General features: G+C 59.1%; 13 protein-coding genes. 11 read left to right on the plus strand and 2 right to left on the minus strand.

Annotation, left to right across the window (positions count from 1 at the left end; translation table 11 throughout):
• Nucleotides 1-44: 44 nt before the first annotated feature.
• On the minus strand, nucleotides 45-611 hold the full coding sequence (locus BLW36_RS16725; protein WP_139304930.1) for a hypothetical protein: 567 nt from the start codon (nucleotides 609-611) through the stop codon (nucleotides 45-47).
• 544 nt (nucleotides 612-1155) lie between these two features.
• On the opposite strand from BLW36_RS16725, the gene BLW36_RS16730 reads away from it, so the two are divergent.
• The 10 genes from BLW36_RS16730 (at nucleotide 1156) to BLW36_RS16775 (ending at nucleotide 15770) form a co-directional block, all read left to right on the plus strand.
• On the plus strand, nucleotides 1156-4869 hold the full coding sequence (locus tag BLW36_RS16730) for a nitrate reductase subunit alpha (protein ID WP_091391223.1): 3714 nt from the start codon (nucleotides 1156-1158) through the stop codon (nucleotides 4867-4869).
• A 105-nt stretch (nucleotides 4870-4974) separates the two neighbouring features.
• A complete protein-coding gene (narH, locus tag BLW36_RS16735) occupies nucleotides 4975-6501 on the plus strand; it encodes a nitrate reductase subunit beta (protein ID WP_091391224.1) in 1527 nt (508 codons plus the stop codon).
• Entirely contained in the window at nucleotides 6501-7193 is a 693-nt protein-coding gene (narJ, locus tag BLW36_RS16740) for a nitrate reductase molybdenum cofactor assembly chaperone (protein ID WP_091391225.1), read from the plus strand. Before narH ends, narJ begins: the two co-directional genes overlap by 1 nt.
• Nucleotides 7194-7204: 11 nt before the next feature.
• Nucleotides 7205-7939: a respiratory nitrate reductase subunit gamma gene (gene narI, locus BLW36_RS16745; protein WP_091391226.1), complete on the plus strand. Its 735-nt coding sequence runs from the start codon at nucleotides 7205-7207 to the stop codon at nucleotides 7937-7939.
• Nucleotides 7932-8885, plus strand: a complete 954-nt coding sequence (locus BLW36_RS16750) for a peptidylprolyl isomerase (RefSeq protein ID WP_091391227.1) — start codon at nucleotides 7932-7934, stop codon at nucleotides 8883-8885. Before narI ends, BLW36_RS16750 begins: the two co-directional genes overlap by 8 nt.
• Complete coding sequence (locus tag BLW36_RS16755) at nucleotides 8878-9084, plus strand: hypothetical protein (protein ID WP_091391228.1); 207 nt, start codon at nucleotides 8878-8880, stop codon at nucleotides 9082-9084. The genes BLW36_RS16750 and BLW36_RS16755 overlap by 8 nt, the downstream gene beginning before the upstream one ends.
• Before the next feature lie 30 nt (nucleotides 9085-9114).
• Complete coding sequence (locus tag BLW36_RS16760) at nucleotides 9115-11841, plus strand: nitrate/nitrite transporter (protein ID WP_091391229.1); 2727 nt, start codon at nucleotides 9115-9117, stop codon at nucleotides 11839-11841.
• A gap of 378 nt (nucleotides 11842-12219) precedes the next feature.
• On the plus strand, nucleotides 12220-14856 hold the full coding sequence (mutS, locus tag BLW36_RS16765; RefSeq protein ID WP_091391230.1) for a DNA mismatch repair protein MutS: 2637 nt from the start codon (nucleotides 12220-12222) through the stop codon (nucleotides 14854-14856).
• Between the two features lie 158 nt (nucleotides 14857-15014).
• Nucleotides 15015-15338, plus strand: a complete 324-nt coding sequence (gene fdxA / locus BLW36_RS16770; protein ID WP_091391231.1) for a ferredoxin FdxA — start codon at nucleotides 15015-15017, stop codon at nucleotides 15336-15338.
• Between the two features lie 267 nt (nucleotides 15339-15605).
• Nucleotides 15606-15770, plus strand: coding sequence for a DUF1328 domain-containing protein (locus tag BLW36_RS16775; protein WP_091391232.1), 165 nt, complete (start codon nucleotides 15606-15608; stop codon nucleotides 15768-15770).
• Nucleotides 15771-15880: 110 nt separating this feature from the next.
• Here BLW36_RS16775 and BLW36_RS16780 read toward each other — a convergent pair whose 3' ends face one another.
• Nucleotides 15881-16414, minus strand: coding sequence for a carboxymuconolactone decarboxylase family protein (locus BLW36_RS16780; protein WP_091391233.1), 534 nt, complete (start codon nucleotides 16412-16414; stop codon nucleotides 15881-15883).
• An 87-nt stretch (nucleotides 16415-16501) separates the two neighbouring features.
• On the opposite strand from BLW36_RS16780, the gene dinB reads away from it, so the two are divergent.
• Entirely contained in the window at nucleotides 16502-17584 is a 1083-nt protein-coding gene (gene dinB / locus BLW36_RS16785; RefSeq protein WP_091391234.1) for a DNA polymerase IV, read from the plus strand.
• The last annotated feature ends 25 nt before the right edge of the window (nucleotides 17585-17609 follow it).

Consider the following 17609-nt stretch of genomic DNA (forward strand, 5'->3'; position numbering starts at 1 on the left):
CAGGCGGCAGGATAGTTACGCCCCGGAATCACCAAAACCCGACGCTATTCATGTCGAACCGGCGTCAGAACAAGCATCGCGACAATCGTGGCGACAATAAAAAGCCAGGTGCCGAGTGCCCAGTTTGCGTGGCTGCGGGAACACAGGATGATCAACAGGATCACCGCCAGTACCAGGTCCTCCAGGTTGCCGATAAACCAGTAGTCGACGCCGTAAAGACGGTGATTAATGACGATGGCCAACAGAAAAAAAAGCGCAAGAAACAGCAGCGCCCAGCGCCCGTCCCGTTGAAACTGTTCGAACAGACCGAGATTCTGATCCAGTGTCCGGGGCACCACGGTACAGGCCGCCGCAAACAGGAACAGGACGCCCAACAGCTGAATAACGAAATCGACGATATCCCAGCTCGACTCGAACTCCCTGAGCCCATAAATCGCCCACAGTGTCTGTACCAGCCACACCAACACCAGCAGTGCCCACGCCAGCGGCACCCAGTGCAGGCGCGAAGTGTGGCGATGGAGAAAAGCGCCCGCCACATCGCTGACGATTCGGGTCACGCCCAGCACGAGAATCAATACGAAGGTGATGGAGAGGTGTTCAAATGTATTCACGCTTTCAATAGCCCCCTGCCGGCCCAGCGGCTCAGCCAAGGCCGCGCCCCGGATTGTTCGGACATTGGACAAGCATAGCGCCTGCGGCCCGTAACAGATTGTGCAGCGCGTAACTGCAGTTACCTGGCGCAAAGTGAGTGCAACTCGAACAAATACTCAGGCAGTCTTTTCCCGACACCTGGCTCACGCGGAAGGCCGGCCGCGCCGATACCCGCTAGCCGCTCGTAAAACTATCCAGCCCGGCAATAGCATGAATTACAACGTCTGCGCGACGGGCTGCAGTCGCGCAGTAATGATCGGAGCTGTGTCGCGCTGATCCTTTGCTGCGCGAGCCCCGCACAATTTTTCTATCGCGGCGCTCCTTTGCCAAATAAACAGCTGAGACAATGGCGCTCTTCACGGCTCTCGATCGTATGATTCCTCTTCACTTCGCATCCTGCACATGGATCAGATCCCCGCAGAACAAACCGATTTGACAGGCTGCACGGCCAAAACTAGGTTGATTAGTCAATGTGCAGAACATCTTCCCACGGACGGGTTTCCGATGAGTCATTTTCTCGATCGTCTTACATTCTTTCAGCAGCGCAGCGAAAAATTCTCTGACGGGCACGGCATCGCCACCGACGAATCGCGCGACTGGGAAGACGCTTATCGCAAGCGTTGGGCCGCCGATAAAATTGTGCGTTCAACCCACGGCGTGAATTGCACCGGATCTTGTTCCTGGAAAATTTATGTCAAAGGCGGCATCGTCACCTGGGAAACACAACAGACCGATTACCCGCGCACGCGTCCGGACCTCCCCAATCATGAACCGCGCGGTTGCCCGCGCGGCGCCAGCTACAGCTGGTACCTCTATTCGGGCACCCGGGTGAAATACCCGCTGGTGCGCGCGCGACTGGTCGAAGCCTGGCGCGCCGCTCGCGCGACACAATCACCGGTTGCGGCTTGGCGTACCATCGTCGAACAAGCGTCCACCCGCGACAGCTGGGTATCGCGCCGGGGCCGCGGTGGTTTCGTGCGCATCGACTGGGATGAAGTGACCGAGCTGATTGCCGCAGCCAACGCCTACACGATTGAAAAATACGGGCCGGACCGGGTGGCCGGCTTCTCGCCAATTCCGGCGATGTCGATGGTTTCCTACGCCGCCGGCGGCCGCTACCTGTCGTTGATCGGCGGCGCGCTGTTGAGTTTTTACGACTGGTACTGCGACCTCCCGCCCTCGTCACCCCAGACCTGGGGCGAACAGACTGACGTTCCCGAAAGTGCCGACTGGTATAACTCCGGCTACCTGCTTGTCTGGGGTTCCAACATTCCCCAGACACGCTCCCCGGACGCGCACTTTTACAGCGAGGTGCGCTACAAGGGCACCAAGAGTGTGGTCGTCTCCCCGGACTACAGTGAAGCCTGCAAGTTTGCCGACCTGTGGCTGCATCCCAAACAGGGAACAGATGCCGCACTGGCACTCGCCCTCGGCCATGTAGTGCTGACCGAATTCTATGTGAAACGGCAGGTGCCCTACTTTATCGACTATGCGCGGCGCTACTCCGACCTGCCCTTCTTAGTGAAACTGGCTGAACGCGACGGTCGCCTGGTACCGGACCGCCTGTTGCGAGCCGCCGACTTTGCCGATGCACTGGGCGAAAGTAACAACCCGGATTGGAAGCCCGTTGCCTTCGACGAAAACAGCGGCGGAGTCGTTTGTCCCGCGGGCAGCGCCGGGTTCCGCTGGGGGCAACAGGGCAAGTGGAACCTGGAAGAAAAAGACGGCCAAGGCCGCGATACCAAACTGCTGCTGAGCCTTGAAGGGATCACCGACAGCAGAGAGGCCGTCGCCTTCCCCTACTTCGGTGCCGACGCACCGGAAACTTTTGTGGCGACGAATCACGATACGATTCTCAACCGCAATGTGCCGGTAGCAACCATCGACCTGAAAGATGGCCCTTGTCGTGTCGCCTCGACGTTCGATCTGTTCCTCGCCAACTATGGCGTGGATAGAGGCTTTGGCGGCGACAATGTCGCACAGAGTTTCGATGATGATGTGCCATTCACCCCCGCCTGGGCCGAGACAGTCTGCGGTGTCAAGCGCGACGCGATCATTCATGTCGCCCGCGAGTTCGCCGACAACGCGGAGAAAACCGAAGGCCGTTCGATGGTGATTGTGGGCGCCGGCCTGAATCACTGGTACCACATGGACATGAATTATCGCGGCATCATCTCCCTGCTGGTGATGTGCGGCTGCTGTGGTAAGTCCGGCGGCGGTTGGGCACATTATGTCGGCCAGGAAAAGCTGCGCCCGCAAACCGGCTGGTTGCCACTGGCGTTCGGTCTGGACTGGACGCGCCCGCCTCGCCATATGAACGGCACGTCCTTTTTCTATGCCCACACAGACCAATGGCGCTACGAATCGCTGAAGGTTTCCGACATCCTGTCGCCGCTCGCCCCCGAGGGTGACTGGGATCATGCGATGATCGACTACAACGTGCGCGCAGAGCGCATGGGGTGGCTGCCCTCTGCCCCACAGCTGCAGGCCAACCCGTTACAGGTCGGCAAAAAACTGCAGGAATCCGGCGTATCTGCGAAAGAGGCCATCCCGGATATGTTGAAATCCGGAGAGCTTACTTTTGCCTGCGAGGATCCTGACAATCCGCAGAACTGGCCGCGCAACATGTTCTTCTGGCGCTCCAATGTGCTGGGGGCCAGCGGCAAGGGACACGAGTATTTTCTCAAGCATTTTGTCGGCTCGCTGCACGGCGTCGTCGGCACCGAGGAGAGCAACGAGGTTGTGCGGCCCACGGAGGTGGCATGGCACGATGAAGCGCCCACCGGCAAACTGGATCTGATGGTCAATATCGATTTCAGGATGTCGACCACCAGCCTTTACTGCGACATAGTGCTGCCGACAGCGACCTGGTACGAGAAGCACGACCTGAACACCTCGGACATGCACCCGTTCATTCACCCCCTGACCGCCGCGGTGGACCCGGTCTGGGAGTGCCGCAGCGACTGGGATATTTTCAAGAGCATTGCGCAGAAATTCTCCGAAGTCTGCCCGGAGGTCCTCGGTGTCGAGCAGGATCTGGTGATGACGCCGATCCAACACGACGCCCCCGCAGAGATAGCACAACCCTATGAACCGCAGGACTGGAAGCGCGGCGACTGCGAACCCATACCCGGCCGCACCATGCCCGATGTCGCGGTGGTAGAGAGAAACTATCCCGCCACTTACCAGCGTTTTATCTCCCTGGGTCCGGCGCTTGAGGAAAAAGGCAACGGCGGCAAGGGACTCAACTGGAATACCGACACCGAGATCGCCAATCTTGGCAGTCTCAATGGAACCATCAAGGACGGCGAATGCGCTGGCCGCCCCAAAATCGAAACCGACATCGAAGCCTGTGAAGCCATCCTGATGCTGGCGCCGGAAACCAACGGCGAAGTGGCCGTCAAAGCCTGGCAGGCGCTGGGCAAGAGTACCGGCCGCGACCACCACCACCTGGCCGAGGGCAAGGAAGAAGAAAAAATTCGCTTCCGCGATGTCGTCTCCCAGCCGCGCAAGATTATCTCTTCACCCACCTGGTCCGGCATCGAGAGCGAGCATGTCTCCTATACGTCCAACTGGACCAACGTACACGAGTTGATTCCCTGGCGCACACTGACCGGACGCCAGCATCTCTATCAGGACCACACCTGGATGCGCGCGTTTGGCGAGGGCTTTGTCACCTGGCGGCCGCCTATCGACACCCGCTCGGTCAAGCAGGTACTGGGGAAAATCCCCAATGGCAACCCGGAAATTCAGCTGAACATCCTGACACCACATCAGAAGTGGGGTATTCACTCCACTTACACGGAAAACCTGATCCTGCTGAGCCTTAACCGCGGCGGGCCGGTGGTCTGGATTAGTGAGGTCGATGCCGAAAAGGCGGGTATCGAAGACAATGACTGGATTGAAGCGTTCAATATCAATGGCGCTTTGACTGCTCGCGCCATTGTCTCCCAGCGCATCATGCCCGGCTCCGCCATCATGTATCACGCCCAGGAAAAAATTGTGAATACCGTTGGCTCGGAGATTACCAGCCAACGCGGCGGCATCCACAACTCCGTGACACGGATCAACGTGAAACCGACCCACATGATCGGCGGCTATTGCCAGCTGGCTTACGGCTTCAATTACTACGGTACCGTTGGCGCCAACCGGGACCAGTTTGTCGTCGTGCGCAAAATGAATGAGGTCAACTGGTTCGACAAGGAAGTACACACCTAGCAGACCCAGACTCTACGCGGCAGGTGCCCCGGCACCTGATGGATTATCACTGCCGTCAAACGACATGAGAACCGCTCTTGAACGGCAGCAGTACAGGGACATGAGATGAAAATCCGAGCGCAGATCGGCATGGTATTGAACCTCGACAAGTGCATTGGCTGCCACACCTGTTCGATTACCTGCAAGAACGTATGGACCAACCGCGAGGGGGTCGAGTATGCGTGGTTCAATAACGTCGAGTCGAAGCCAGGTATCGGCTACCCGAAGGATTGGGAAAACCAGGAGCGCTGGAACGGCGGCTGGATCCGCAAGAAAAATGGCAAGCTGCAGCCCCGCGCAGGTTCCAAGTGGCGACTTCTCGCCAACATTTTTGCCAACCCGGATCTTCCGGAAATCGACGATTTCTATGAGCCTTACACCTTTGAATATGATTGGCTGCAGAAAGCGCCGGAACTGCAGGCGCAGCCCTCGGCAAAACCCCGCTCACTGGTGACCGGTGAAGCTTTGACCAAAATCGAGTGGAGCGGCAACTGGGAAGATGACCTGAGTGGCGAATTCAGCAAGCGCTCCAGGGACTACAATTTTTCCGGCGTGGAAAAAGAAATCTACGGCCAGTTTGAAGAAACTTTCCTGATGTATCTTCCGCGGCTGTGCGAACACTGCCTCAATCCCTCCTGTGTCGCCTCCTGCCCTTCGGGGGCCATTTACAAGCGGGAGGAGGACGGCATTGTCCTGATTGACCAGGATAAATGTCGCGGCTGGCGCATGTGTGTGTCCGGCTGCCCGTACAAGAAAATCTACTACAACTGGTCCACCGGAAAATCAGAGAAGTGCATTTTCTGCTACCCCCGGATCGAAGTCGGTATGCCGACGGTCTGCTCGGAAACCTGCGTCGGCCGCATCCGCTATCTGGGCGTCTTGTTGTACGACGCTGACCGGATTGAAGAAGCTGCCTCGGTTGAAAATGAAAAGGACCTCTACCAGGCGCAACGAAGTATTTTCCTCGACCCCAACGATCCAGAAGTGCAACGACAGGCACGCAGGGATGGCGTACCGCAAGCCTGGCTCGATGCCGCGAAAAAATCGCCCGTCTACAAGATGGCGATGGAATGGGAGGTGGCTTTTCCGCTGCACCCGGAATACCGGACTCTGCCGATGGTGTGGTACATACCACCGCTGTCTCCGATCCAGTCTGCGGCCGAAGCCGGCAAGATCGCCATCAATCACGGCATGCCGGACGTGAAGTCGCTACGGATCCCGCTGCGCTACCTCGCCAACATGCTGACCGCCGGGGACGAGGCACCTATTGCAAGGGCGCTCGAGCGTATGCTGGCAATGCGCGCCTACATGCGCGAAAAAACCGTAGGCGGCATGAGCAATGAGAAAATCCCGCAGAACGTAGGCCTGAACAGCGCAACCATCGAAGACATGTACCGCTACATGGCGCTGGCCGCCTACGAAGACCGCTATGTCATCCCCACCAATCACCGGGAGTTTGACGAGAACAGCTACCACCTGCGTGGCACCGTGGGATTCGGATTTACCGAGCCACGCCATGGCAGGACCAAGCACAAAGATGTGTTCGGTGGGCCGAAAAAAATGCCACCAAAACCCTACACGGATTCTCCCTGATGAGACGGACTCTACGCGCGTTGGCGCAACTGCTGGACTACCCCAGCGAGACACTGCGGGCACATATTACAGAAGTGCGGGAGGCAATAAAGACCGAGGCATTCCTGTCCCCGGGCAGTTTTGCCCAGCTGGAGCCGTTGCTGCAAAGGTTCGAGAGTGCCTCACTGCTGGATTTACAAATTCACTACTCGGAACTTTTCGACAACTCCCGCGCGTTGTCACTGCACTTTTTCGAGCATATTCACGGGGAGGGTCGCGAACGCGGCCAGGCAATGATCGACCTCGGCGAGGAATATGTCGAGCGCGGTTTTCTCATGACACGAGAGGAGCTTCCGGACTTCATGCCGATGTTTCTGGAGTTTGTTTCATGCCTCTCCATGGACGAAGCCCGTGACTGGCTGTCGCAACCGGCGCATGTATTTGCCGCCCTGAAGCAGCGGTTGGAGGAGCGGCAATCAGACTACGCAGGTTTATTCCACGTACTGCTCTGTCTGGCCGACGAACAGCCCGATCCGCAAGCAGTGCGCGAACTGCTCGCCCGGGACCAGGAGTCAGAGAATGCCTCCGTCGATGACACCTGGGAGGAACAGCCGGTGACTTTTATGGCGGCCCATCAGAACAGGCCCGCAAGTGGCATCGTGGCGAAGCTTAAAGCCGCGGGCAAACTCATCATCACTTCCAGTGATAACTGAGAGACGCACACATGAACAGCTTTATCAATTACCTACTGTTCGGCTGGTATCCCTATGTCGCCGTGACGGTGTTGATCGTGGGCAGCATCATACGCTTCGACAAGGGGCAATACAGCTGGCGATCCCAGTCGTCCCAGTTCCTGCGCCGCAAGCAGATGATGCTGGGATCGAACCTGTTCCATCTCGGGGTTCTGATTCTTCTGTTCGGCCATTTTGTCGGCCTGCTCACGCCGATCGGTTTTTTTGACTACTTCGGCATCAGTCACGGTTTCAAGCAGGTCATGGCGCTGGTTGTGGGGGGAATTGCCGGTGTACTGGCATTTGTAGGCTGCAGTCTGCTGCTGCACCGCCGGCTATTCGATCCGAGGATACGACGCAGCTCATCCAAGGGCGATATTCTGGTGCTCCTTTTGCTGTGGTTGCAGCTGGTCCTCGGACTGGCGACTACCATCTGGACCATCGACCACCTTGATGGCAGCGCCATGGTCTTGTTTATGGGCTGGGCACAGGGGGTGATCACCTTCAATCCGCAAGCCGCCGACCTGATCATCGATGCACAGCTCGTCTACAAACTGCATATTGTGCTGGGATTGACGCTGTTCCTGGTCACGCCGTTTTCGCGCCTGGTGCATATCTGGAGTGCGCCCATCGCCTACCTGCTACGACCCGGCTATCAGGTGGTTCGTTCTAGGCGGCTCGGCCGCGAAACCACCACTACCGCCAAGGTGAGCGCAGGCAATGAGTAAAGACAGCGCCATACGCTATGTCGAGATACCGGTAAATGTGGTTCCGGAAACCCACTCCGAGCCCGCGCTGCCATCTGCCTGCGAGACCGGTGGCTGTGGTTGCGCCACGCCAACAAGGCAACCCCCGCCGGTGCTCTCTTTCGGCAGGGTTAGCGTCAATGACGTGGAAATACCGGAAGATCAAATCGCCCGCGAGATGCAGAACCACCGCGCCGAGGATGCGGGCACCGCCTGGCAGTCCGCCGCGCGGGCCCTCGCAATCAGGGAGCTGTTGCTGCAGGAGGCTGCCCGGCAGCAGGTCGACGCCGAACCGGAGCACGGCGCAGGCGACCGCGTCGAGACTGAAGATGACGCCAGGGTGCGAGCACTGCTGGAGCGACAGCTGCCACCGGCAACAATCCTCGAAGATGAGTGCCGCCGCTACTACGATTGCCATCTCCATCGGTTCCGCACGCCGGATCTATTTGAGGCTGCGCATATCCTGATCGAACCCGCCGAAGACAGCGAAAGCGGCTGGCAGGAGGCAGAGCGGCATGCCCGCGCGCTCGCCGCGGAGCTCGGTGACGACGAGCAGCGCTTCGGCGAGGCCGCAAAGGAGTTTTCCAGCTGTCCCACGTCCACACAGGGTGGCTCTCTGGGCCAGGTGCGGCGCGGTGAACTGGAGCGGGCCCTGCACGACACGCTCGAAACCCTGTCGGAGGGACGCACTGCCCAGCACCCGGTGCGAAGCCGTTTTGGCTGGCATGTGCTGCGTCTACAGCGAAAAATCTGCGGACAGACGCTGCCCTTCGAGCTGGCCCGGGAAAAAATCTTTGACATGCTGGAAGCGCGGGCCTGGGTCAACGCCGCATCCCATTATATCGTTGAACTGGCGCGCCGCGCCAGTATCGAAGGCGTGCAGATCAATCCGCTGTCCATGGAAAGTGAGAACCCTGACCATGAATGAAAAAAAACCACCCAAGGATGCCCATTTGAACCCGGACCTGCACGCCGAGCGTGACGACACCTACGGTCCGGATCAGCAGGGACACGACCCGATGGACAACGTCTCCGTGAAGCCGGAAAAACATCGGGCCTGGCCGCTGATCTGGGCGATAGTGACCGTGCTATGCATATTAATGGCCCTTTATCTGTTTATTCCTTGAGCCGCTGACTTACGACAGGGACACGTCAACATGGATTCTTTGTCCGCAGTATCGAGATCCGATCAAACACGCGCGCTGACTCTGAGCACCATTGCGTTTACCGCCTGCTTTGCGGTCTGGACAATTTTCTCGATTATTGGCATCGCCATCAAGGAAGAGCTGGGCCTCAGCGAGTCCGAGTTCGGCATACTGGTTGCCACGCCGATCCTGACCGGATCAGTCACCCGCCTGTTTCTCGGTATTTGGACTGAAAGATACGGGGGCCGCATCGTTTTCTCACTGCAGATGCTGCTCACTGCCATCGCCACCTGGCTGCTGACATTGGTGTCGACATACCCGATGTATCTGCTGGCCGCACTCGTTATCGGTCTCGCCGGCGGTTCCTTTATTATCGGAGTTACCTATGTTTCACGGTGGTATCAGCCGGAACTCCAGGGCACCGCTCTGGGGATTTTCGGCGCCGGTAACGTGGGTGCGGCGGTAACCAAGTTTGTAGCGCCCTTCATCCTCGTCGCTTTCGGCTGGCACGCCGTGGCATATGTCTGGGCCGCAGGTCTCGCGCTGATGGCCGTGATCTTTTATTTGATGGCAAAGGATGAGCCGCAACTGATTGCCCAGCGCCAGTCCGGCGCACCGCCGGCGTCTTTCGCACAACAATTCGAGCCTCTCGAAGATATCAGGGTATGGCGTTTTTCCCTTTACTACTTTTTCGTGTTTGGCGGTTTCGTCGCTCTGGCACTGTGGATGCCCCACTACCTGGTCGATGTGTACGAAGTGGATCTGAAAACCGCCGGTATGGCTGCCGCCTCCTTCTCACTGTCGGCGTCACTGTTCCGCGCTTACGGCGGCCATCTCTCCGATCGCTATGGTGCTCGCTCGGTCATGTACTGGACGTTCGGTTTTTCTCTGGTACTGCTGCTGATGCTTTCTTACCCGCCGACGCAGTACATTGTCCAAACCAAGAACGGGCCGCTCACTTTCAGCACAGAAATGGGGCTGTGGCCATTCGTCGTTACGCTGTTCACGCTCGGTTTTTTCATGAGCCTGGGGAAAGCGGCGATCTACAAACACATCCCTATGTATTATCCGCACCATGTCGGCTCCGTCGGCGGACTTGTCGGCATGATCGGTGGCCTTGGTGGGTTTATCCTGCCGATCATTTTCGGTATGGCGCTTGATTTGACCGGTATTTATACCAGCTGCTTCGCCATCCTGTTTGCCATAGTGGTGTTCTCGTTCCTGTGGATGCATCTGGCCATTCAAGCGGAAGAGCGGCGCGACGAGAAAGGTCTTGTTGGGATAGCTGGGGAACCGTCAGAGGTACAGGTAGAAGATACCTTTGCGGAGGTGAAGAGCGCCGCCGGGGAAAAGGTACTGGAAGACTGGCGCCCGGAAGATCCGGAATTCTGGGAGACCAAGGGTCGTGCCATCGCCCGTCGCAATCTGTGGATTTCGATCCCGGCGTTGCTGCTCGCCTTTGCGGTGTGGATGGTCTGGTCGGTAGTGGTCGCGCGCCTGCCTGCCATCGGCTTCGACTTCACTGCCTCCCAGCTGTTCTGGCTGGCGGCTCTGCCGGGATTGTCCGGGGCCACCCTGCGGATCTTCTATAGCTTCATGGTGCCCATCTTCGGTGGGCGCATGTGGACGACCTTATCCACCGCGTCTCTGTTGATCCCGGCCATTGGCATGGGCTACGCCGTCCAGGATCCAAAGACGCCTTTCCTGATATTCCTGATCCTCGCCCTGCTGTGCGGCTTCGGCGGCGGCAACTTCGCCTCCTCGATGGCGAACATCGCCTTCTTTTTCCCGAAAAAGGAGAAAGGGCACGCGCTGGCAATGAACGCCGGGCTGGGAAACCTGGGCGTGTCGGTGATGCAGTTCCTGGTGCCGCTGGTGATTACCATCGGTGTATTCGGCGCGGTCGGAGGCGCCCCGCAGACCACCAGCGAGGGTACCCAGTTGTGGATGCAGAATGCGGGCTTCATCTGGGTACCCCTGATCATCGCATCGACTGCCGCCGCCTGGTTCGGCATGAATGATATTGCCAACGCCCGTTCCAGTTTCAAAGACCAGGCCATCATCTTCAAGCGCAAGCACAATTGGCTGATGTGTATTCTCTATACCGGCACCTTCGGCAGCTTCATCGGCTATTCCGCCGGCTTCCCGTTGCTCACGCGGCTGCAGTTCCCGGAAGTGGATGCGCTCAAACTGGTGTTCCTGGGGCCGCTGGTCGGAGCCCTGAGCCGCGCAGGCAGCGGCTGGGTATCCGACAAATATGGCGGCGCGCGGGTCACTTTCTGGACCTTCGCCTTGATGATTGTCACCGTTTTCGGCGTGATCTACTTCCTGTCGAACAACCAGATGGCCGGCGCCTTCTGGGGATTCTTCGCCTGCTTTTTGGCCCTGTTCTTCCTCACCGGTGTGGGGAACGCTTCTACCTTCCAGATGATTCCGGTCATTATGGGCAAGGAGATCCCCCGCCTGATGCCAAGTTTGTCCGGGGACGATCGACAACGGCAGGTCGACCGGGAGAGCGCCGCCATCATCGCCTTCACCAGCGCGATCGCGGCGTATGGGGCCTTCTTCATCCCCAAAGCTTACGGTACCTCGATCGAGCTGACCGGGGGCCCGATGGCCGCGCTGTGGGGCTTCCTCGCCTTCTACGTTGTCTGCCTGGTCATCACCTGGCACTTCTATTCCGCCCGCCACGGCCTGCTTTACGATGTCGAGCGGCGCAGCGCGAAGGCATCGCCCTGATAGCTCACCCTAAAAAGCAGGCTGGCTAGACTTCTCCACTGGCCGACCAATACGGCGAGAGGCAGGGACAAATCGAGCACGATAGTGACTCGGTTTGTCCCGGCGGTATTGCGGATCCGAGCGATTCAAGCGAATTGCAAAATCACCCAGCGACGTAATCGGGACACGCTGCCTTCGTGTTACAGATTGCCAGCGGCAGGTGCGCCAATTACCGGCGGCTTCCTCGGCAGACCGGCAAACAACCAGTGACTCACCGAGGCTCCCGCCCCCTCCGAAGCCAATTCGACCAAATGGTCAGATAGTGATTTTCCAGGCGCTTTGGTATTCTGCCGCGCTGATGCCTAGCCTAGGCCAATAACAATCCAGCCCAGAAGTAGAATGAATTCCAAGACCAGCCCGGCCGCCGCACAAAAATCCGAACACACCCCGATGATGCAGCAATACCTGCGCATCAAGGCCCAGCACCCCCAGGAGCTGGTGTTCTACCGCATGGGGGACTTCTACGAGCTGTTCTACGACGACGCCAAGCGCGCGGCGGAGCTGCTGGATGTGACCCTGACCGCCCGCGGCAAGTCCGGCGGCCAGCCGATTCCGATGGCCGGTATCCCCTATCACGCGGCCGAAGGCTACCTGGCGCGCCTGATCAAGGTCGGCGTGTCTGTGGCCATCTGCGAGCAGATCGGCGACCCGGCCACCAGCAAGGGCCCGGTGGAACGTCAGGTGGTCCGCATCGTCACCCCCGGCACCGTCACCGACGAGGCGTTGCTGAACGAGCGCCGCGACAACCTGCTGGCGGCCACCAGCCAGCTGGGGGACCAGTTCGGCCTCGCTTTGCTGGACCTGGCCACTGGTCGTTTCGTGGTGCAGGAAGTCGATAGCCTGGAGACCCTGTCCGAACAGGTACAGCGCCACAGCCCGGCGGAACTGCTGGCACCTGAAGACCTGAGCCTGCCACCCGAGATCGAACGCCGCCCCGGCCTGCGCCGCCGCGCGCCGTGGGAGTTCGAGCTGGAAACTGCGCTGCGCCTGCTGAACCAGCAGTTCGGCACACTCAATCTGGAGGCCTTCGGCTGCAGCCACATGCACGCGGCGGTGGTCGCCGCCGGCTGCCTGCTGCAGTACGCCCGCGATACCCAGCGTACCGAACTGCCCCATATCCGCAGCCTGCAGACCGAGAGCAGCGACGAGACCGTCGCGCTGGACGGCGCCAGCCGCCGCAATCTGGAAATCGATCTGAATCTGAACGGCGGTGACCAGAATACCCTGCTGTCGGTATTCGACAGCTGCAAGACTGCGATGGGCAGCCGCCTGCTGCGCCGCTGGCTGAACAATCCACTGCGCCAGCTCACCACGCTGAACAACCGTCAGGACGCGGTGGCTGCGCTGATCGACGGCTATCTGTTCGAGCCGCTGCGCGACGCACTGAAGCCGGTCGGCGATATGGAGCGTATTCTCGGCCGCCTGGCGCTGCGCTCTGCGCGTCCGCGGGATCTGGCGCGCCTCGGCCAGTCCCTGGCGCAGTTCCCGGAAATCCAGCAACAGCTGGCGAGCACCAATGCGGTTCTGCTCCAGGAACTGATGCGGGAAATCGGCGAATGGCCGGAAACCGTGGAACTGCTGGAACGCGCATTGGTGGACAACCCGCCGGTGGTGATTCGCGAAGGCGGCGTGATCGCCGGCGGCTACGACAGTGAACTGGACGAGCTGCGCGGGATCAGCGAAAACGCCGGCGATTATCTGGTGCAGCTGGAGCAGCGCGAGAAGGAGCGCACCGGTATTCCCACGCTGAAAGTGGGCTACAACCGCGTGCACGGCTACTTTATCGAGATCAGTCGCGGCCAGAGCGACAAGGCACCGGCCGACTACATCCGCCGCCAGACACTGAAGAATGCCGAGCGCTTCATCACCCCGGAGCTAAAAGAGTTCGAAGACAAGGCGCTGTCGGCAAAAAGCCGCGCCCTGGCGCGGGAGAAAGCCCTCTACGAGGAACTGATCGACCAGCTGAACCAGTCACTCGCCGAACTGCAGACGGCCGCCGCCGGCATTTCACAGCTGGATGTACTCGCCTGCCTGGCCGAACGCGCCGACAACCTGCGCCTGTGCCGCCCGCAGCTGGGCACTGAACCGGGCCTGGATATCACAGCCGGCCGTCACCCGGTGGTCGAGCAGGTACTGGACGAGCCGTTTGTCGCCAACGATATCGAACTGCGCGACGACCGCCGCATGCTGGTGATCACCGGCCCGAACATGGGCGGTAAGTCCACCTATATGCGCCAAACCGCGCTGATCGCGCTGCTCGCGCACTGCGGCAGCTACGTGCCGGCGGACTCAGCCCGTATCGGCCTGCTGGATCGCATCTTTACCCGTATCGGCAGCGCCGACGACCTGGCCGGCGGCCGCTCCACTTTCATGGTGGAAATGACCGAGACCGCCAATATCCTGCGCAACGCGACCGCACACAGCCTGGTGCTGATGGACGAGATCGGCCGCGGCACCAGCACCTACGACGGCCTGTCTCTCGCCTGGGCCTGTGCCCACTACCTGGCCGATCAGGTGCGCGCCTTCACCCTGTTCGCCACCCATTATTTCGAGCTCACCGACCTGCCGAACCAGTGCCCTGAAGCGGCCAATATCCATCTGGATGCCACCGAACACGGTGACGGCATCGTCTTCCTGCACCGCATTCAGGAGGGGCCGGCATCGAAGAGTTACGGCTTACAGGTGGCCAAGCTGGCCGGCATCCCGGGCGATGTACTGGTGGAGGCCCGCACGCGACTGATGGCCCTGGAAGCCGGTGACAGACCGGTTATCGACAGCCCCGCAGAGGCAGAGCCAAGCGAACCTGCGCCGCAGGGGGCGCAGTCACCGGCCGCGGGGGGCTCACCGCTGCAGGTGGATCTGTTCGGCACCGCCAGCCATCCAGCAGTGGAGGCTCTGGAAGAGCTGGATCCCGACGACCTGACGCCGCGGCAGGCACTGGAAAAACTCTACGCCCTGCGGCAACTGCTAAAGTGACCGGCACCGGGCCCACGGCCGAACAGGAACCGGGTAAACGGTTATAAACAGCAAACCAATTCAACTGAAAAGCCACTACAATTCGCGCCAGTAATTGCTAAAATCCGCTGCTCACCGAATCAGTGGCACTAACTCAGTAGGATTATCGAGGGACAAGCATGACATTCGTAATTGGGGAAAACTGCATCAAGTGCAAATACACCGACTGTGTGGAAGTTTGCCCGGTGGACTGCTTCTACGAAGGCCCCAACTTCCTCGTGATCCACCCCGACGAATGCATCGACTGTGCCCTGTGCGAACCCGAGTGTCCCGCCAACGCAATCTTCTCCGAGGACGAGGTCCCCGATGACCAGCAGGAATATATTGAGCTGAACGCGGAGCTGGCCGAAATCTGGCCGAATATTACCGAGAAAAAAGATCCGCTGCCGGACGCCGAAGAATGGGACGGTAAGAAGGGCAAGCTCGAGCTCCTCGAACGCTGAGCACCTTTTTGACCTGATTTGACCTGATACCGAAAAGCCGTCACCGACGGCTTTTCTGCTTTTGGCCCCCCTGACTAACAGACAATGCCGAGCCGAGTCGACCGTTTAGTCATGCTCTCGGCGCCAGCCGGCGAGTTGCCATTGCCACGCCCGCACACTACTACTTTGGAACCCTGGGCTACCATTTCAAAAGAAGGAGTAAATGGTGGCCCGTAGATACGGGCTCAATGAAGCCTTCTTTCCAAAGCCACAATGGGAGTTACTACCATGTTGCGCTGGGCAATTATCTTTCTCGTAGTTGCGATAATCGCCGCGGTCCTCGGATTTGGCGGTATCGCGGGAGCGGCAACAGAGATTGCGAAGATTCTGTTCTTCGTCTTTATTGTGCTGTTCGTGCTGGCACTGATATTCGGAAAAATACGAAAACCCTAGCCGAGTTCCCGGGTTTCAGTCCCTTCGATTGGCAAACCAGCGGCCAAAGCCGCTGGTTTGCTTATCCCGTATATATCGGTGATGCAGCGTCGAACTGCACGTACCGATCACTACCTGTCCCTGTGTGGCTCCAGCCCCAGCACGTCGGCAAAATGGTTGGAACCCGACACCAGTTCCATCACCACCAGAGCCTCGACGATTTCATCGTCTCGGGCACCCAGTTTCTGCGCTTCCGCAATAAACCGCTCGCTATGGTCGTTGGGTGCGGCATTGGCATGGCGGGCCAGGTCAAACAGCGCCTGCTCCTTTTCCGAAAAATGCAGGTGTTTGGGATCGGTGCGAATACGCATGACTTCCTCCGCCTCGACACCGAGATTCTGCAGGGTGGCGCTGTGGTGATAGATGCCATAATCACAGCGATTGTCTGCGGAGATTACCAGCCCCATGCCCTCTTTCAATTGTGGCGACAGCACGCCGTGGAGCATCGTCGCCTTGTACTGGTGCCAGATGGCCTCCAATAGCGCCGGGTGATGGCCGAGGGCGAGAAACAGGCTGGGCACGGCGCTCAACTCATCCTCGATTTCGCTCAAGACCGCTTCTACCCGATCTTCCGCGGGGCGTTCCACCAGTGGAATATGGCTCATGGTTCACCTGTCCAATCTGTTTCCAGCAATTTTCTTTTCCCTAAAGTCTACTTTTCGCCATGCCCGGATACTGTATATAATCCCAGCATGCGAAAAATCATCCACTGTGACTGCGACTGTTTCTACGCTTCGGTCGAAATGCGCGACGACCCGAATCTGCGCGGTCGTCCCCTGGCAGTGGGTGGCGCCAGCGACCGGCGCGGGGTCATCTCAACCTGTAATTACGAGGCGCGCAGCTACGGCGTACGCTCCGCCATGCCGACCGCCCAGGCGAAAAAACTCTGTCCTGATCTGATTGTAGTACCCGGTAACATGAAAAAATATCGGGAGGTAAGCGCTCAGATCCGCGATATTTTTCTGGAATACAGCGAGACTATAGAACCTCTATCCCTGGATGAGGCCTTTCTGGATGTCAGTGACAGCAGCCGCTGTCACGGCAGCGCGACACTGATTGCCGAAGAGATCCGCCGGCGCGTACACGACAAACTGGGCATTACTATTTCCGCGGGTGTGGCACCGAACAAGTTCCTGGCAAAAATCGCCAGTGACTGGCGCAAACCCGACGGTCTCACGGTAATCACTCCGGAAGCCGTCGACCAATTCGTACTGCGCCTGCCGGTGGCGAAGATTCACGGCGTGGGCCGCGTGACGGCGGAAAAGATGCACCGCCAGGGTATTCGCACCTGTGCGGATCTGCGCCGTTTTTCCCAAATTGAACTGACCAAGGCCTTTGGTAAATTCGGCCGCCGCCTGTATGAGTTGTGCCGCGGCGTCGATGAGCGTCCGGTTAACGGCGATGGCTCCCGCAAGAGCGTCAGTGTCGAGCGTACCTTCAGCGAGGATCTGTGCACCCAGGAAGAGTGGCTGGAACAGCTCACTGCGCTGTATATGCGACTGCTCGAACGGCTCGAAAACCTGGATCCGCGCTATCAGATCAACGGCGCCACGGTAAAGGTAAAATACGGTGACTTTTCCATCAGCACCCAGGAACGGGCCAGCCACGCCGGCCGCATTTCTGAATTCAGGCAGCTGCTGCAGCAGTGCTGGGACAGGCGCCCCGCCCCCATCCGCCTGCTTGGTGTTGGGGTGAAACTCAGGGATTTACGCGCCGAACTGGGTCCGGAACAGCTGCCCCTGCCACTGCCCGAGTGGAAGCGCCTGTCCGCTTAACGTCAGGATTTCCCTGCAAACCGCT

The sequence above is a fragment of the Microbulbifer marinus genome, from assembly GCF_900107725.1.
In the GTDB taxonomy this organism is placed as follows: domain Bacteria; phylum Pseudomonadota; class Gammaproteobacteria; order Pseudomonadales; family Cellvibrionaceae; genus Microbulbifer; species Microbulbifer marinus.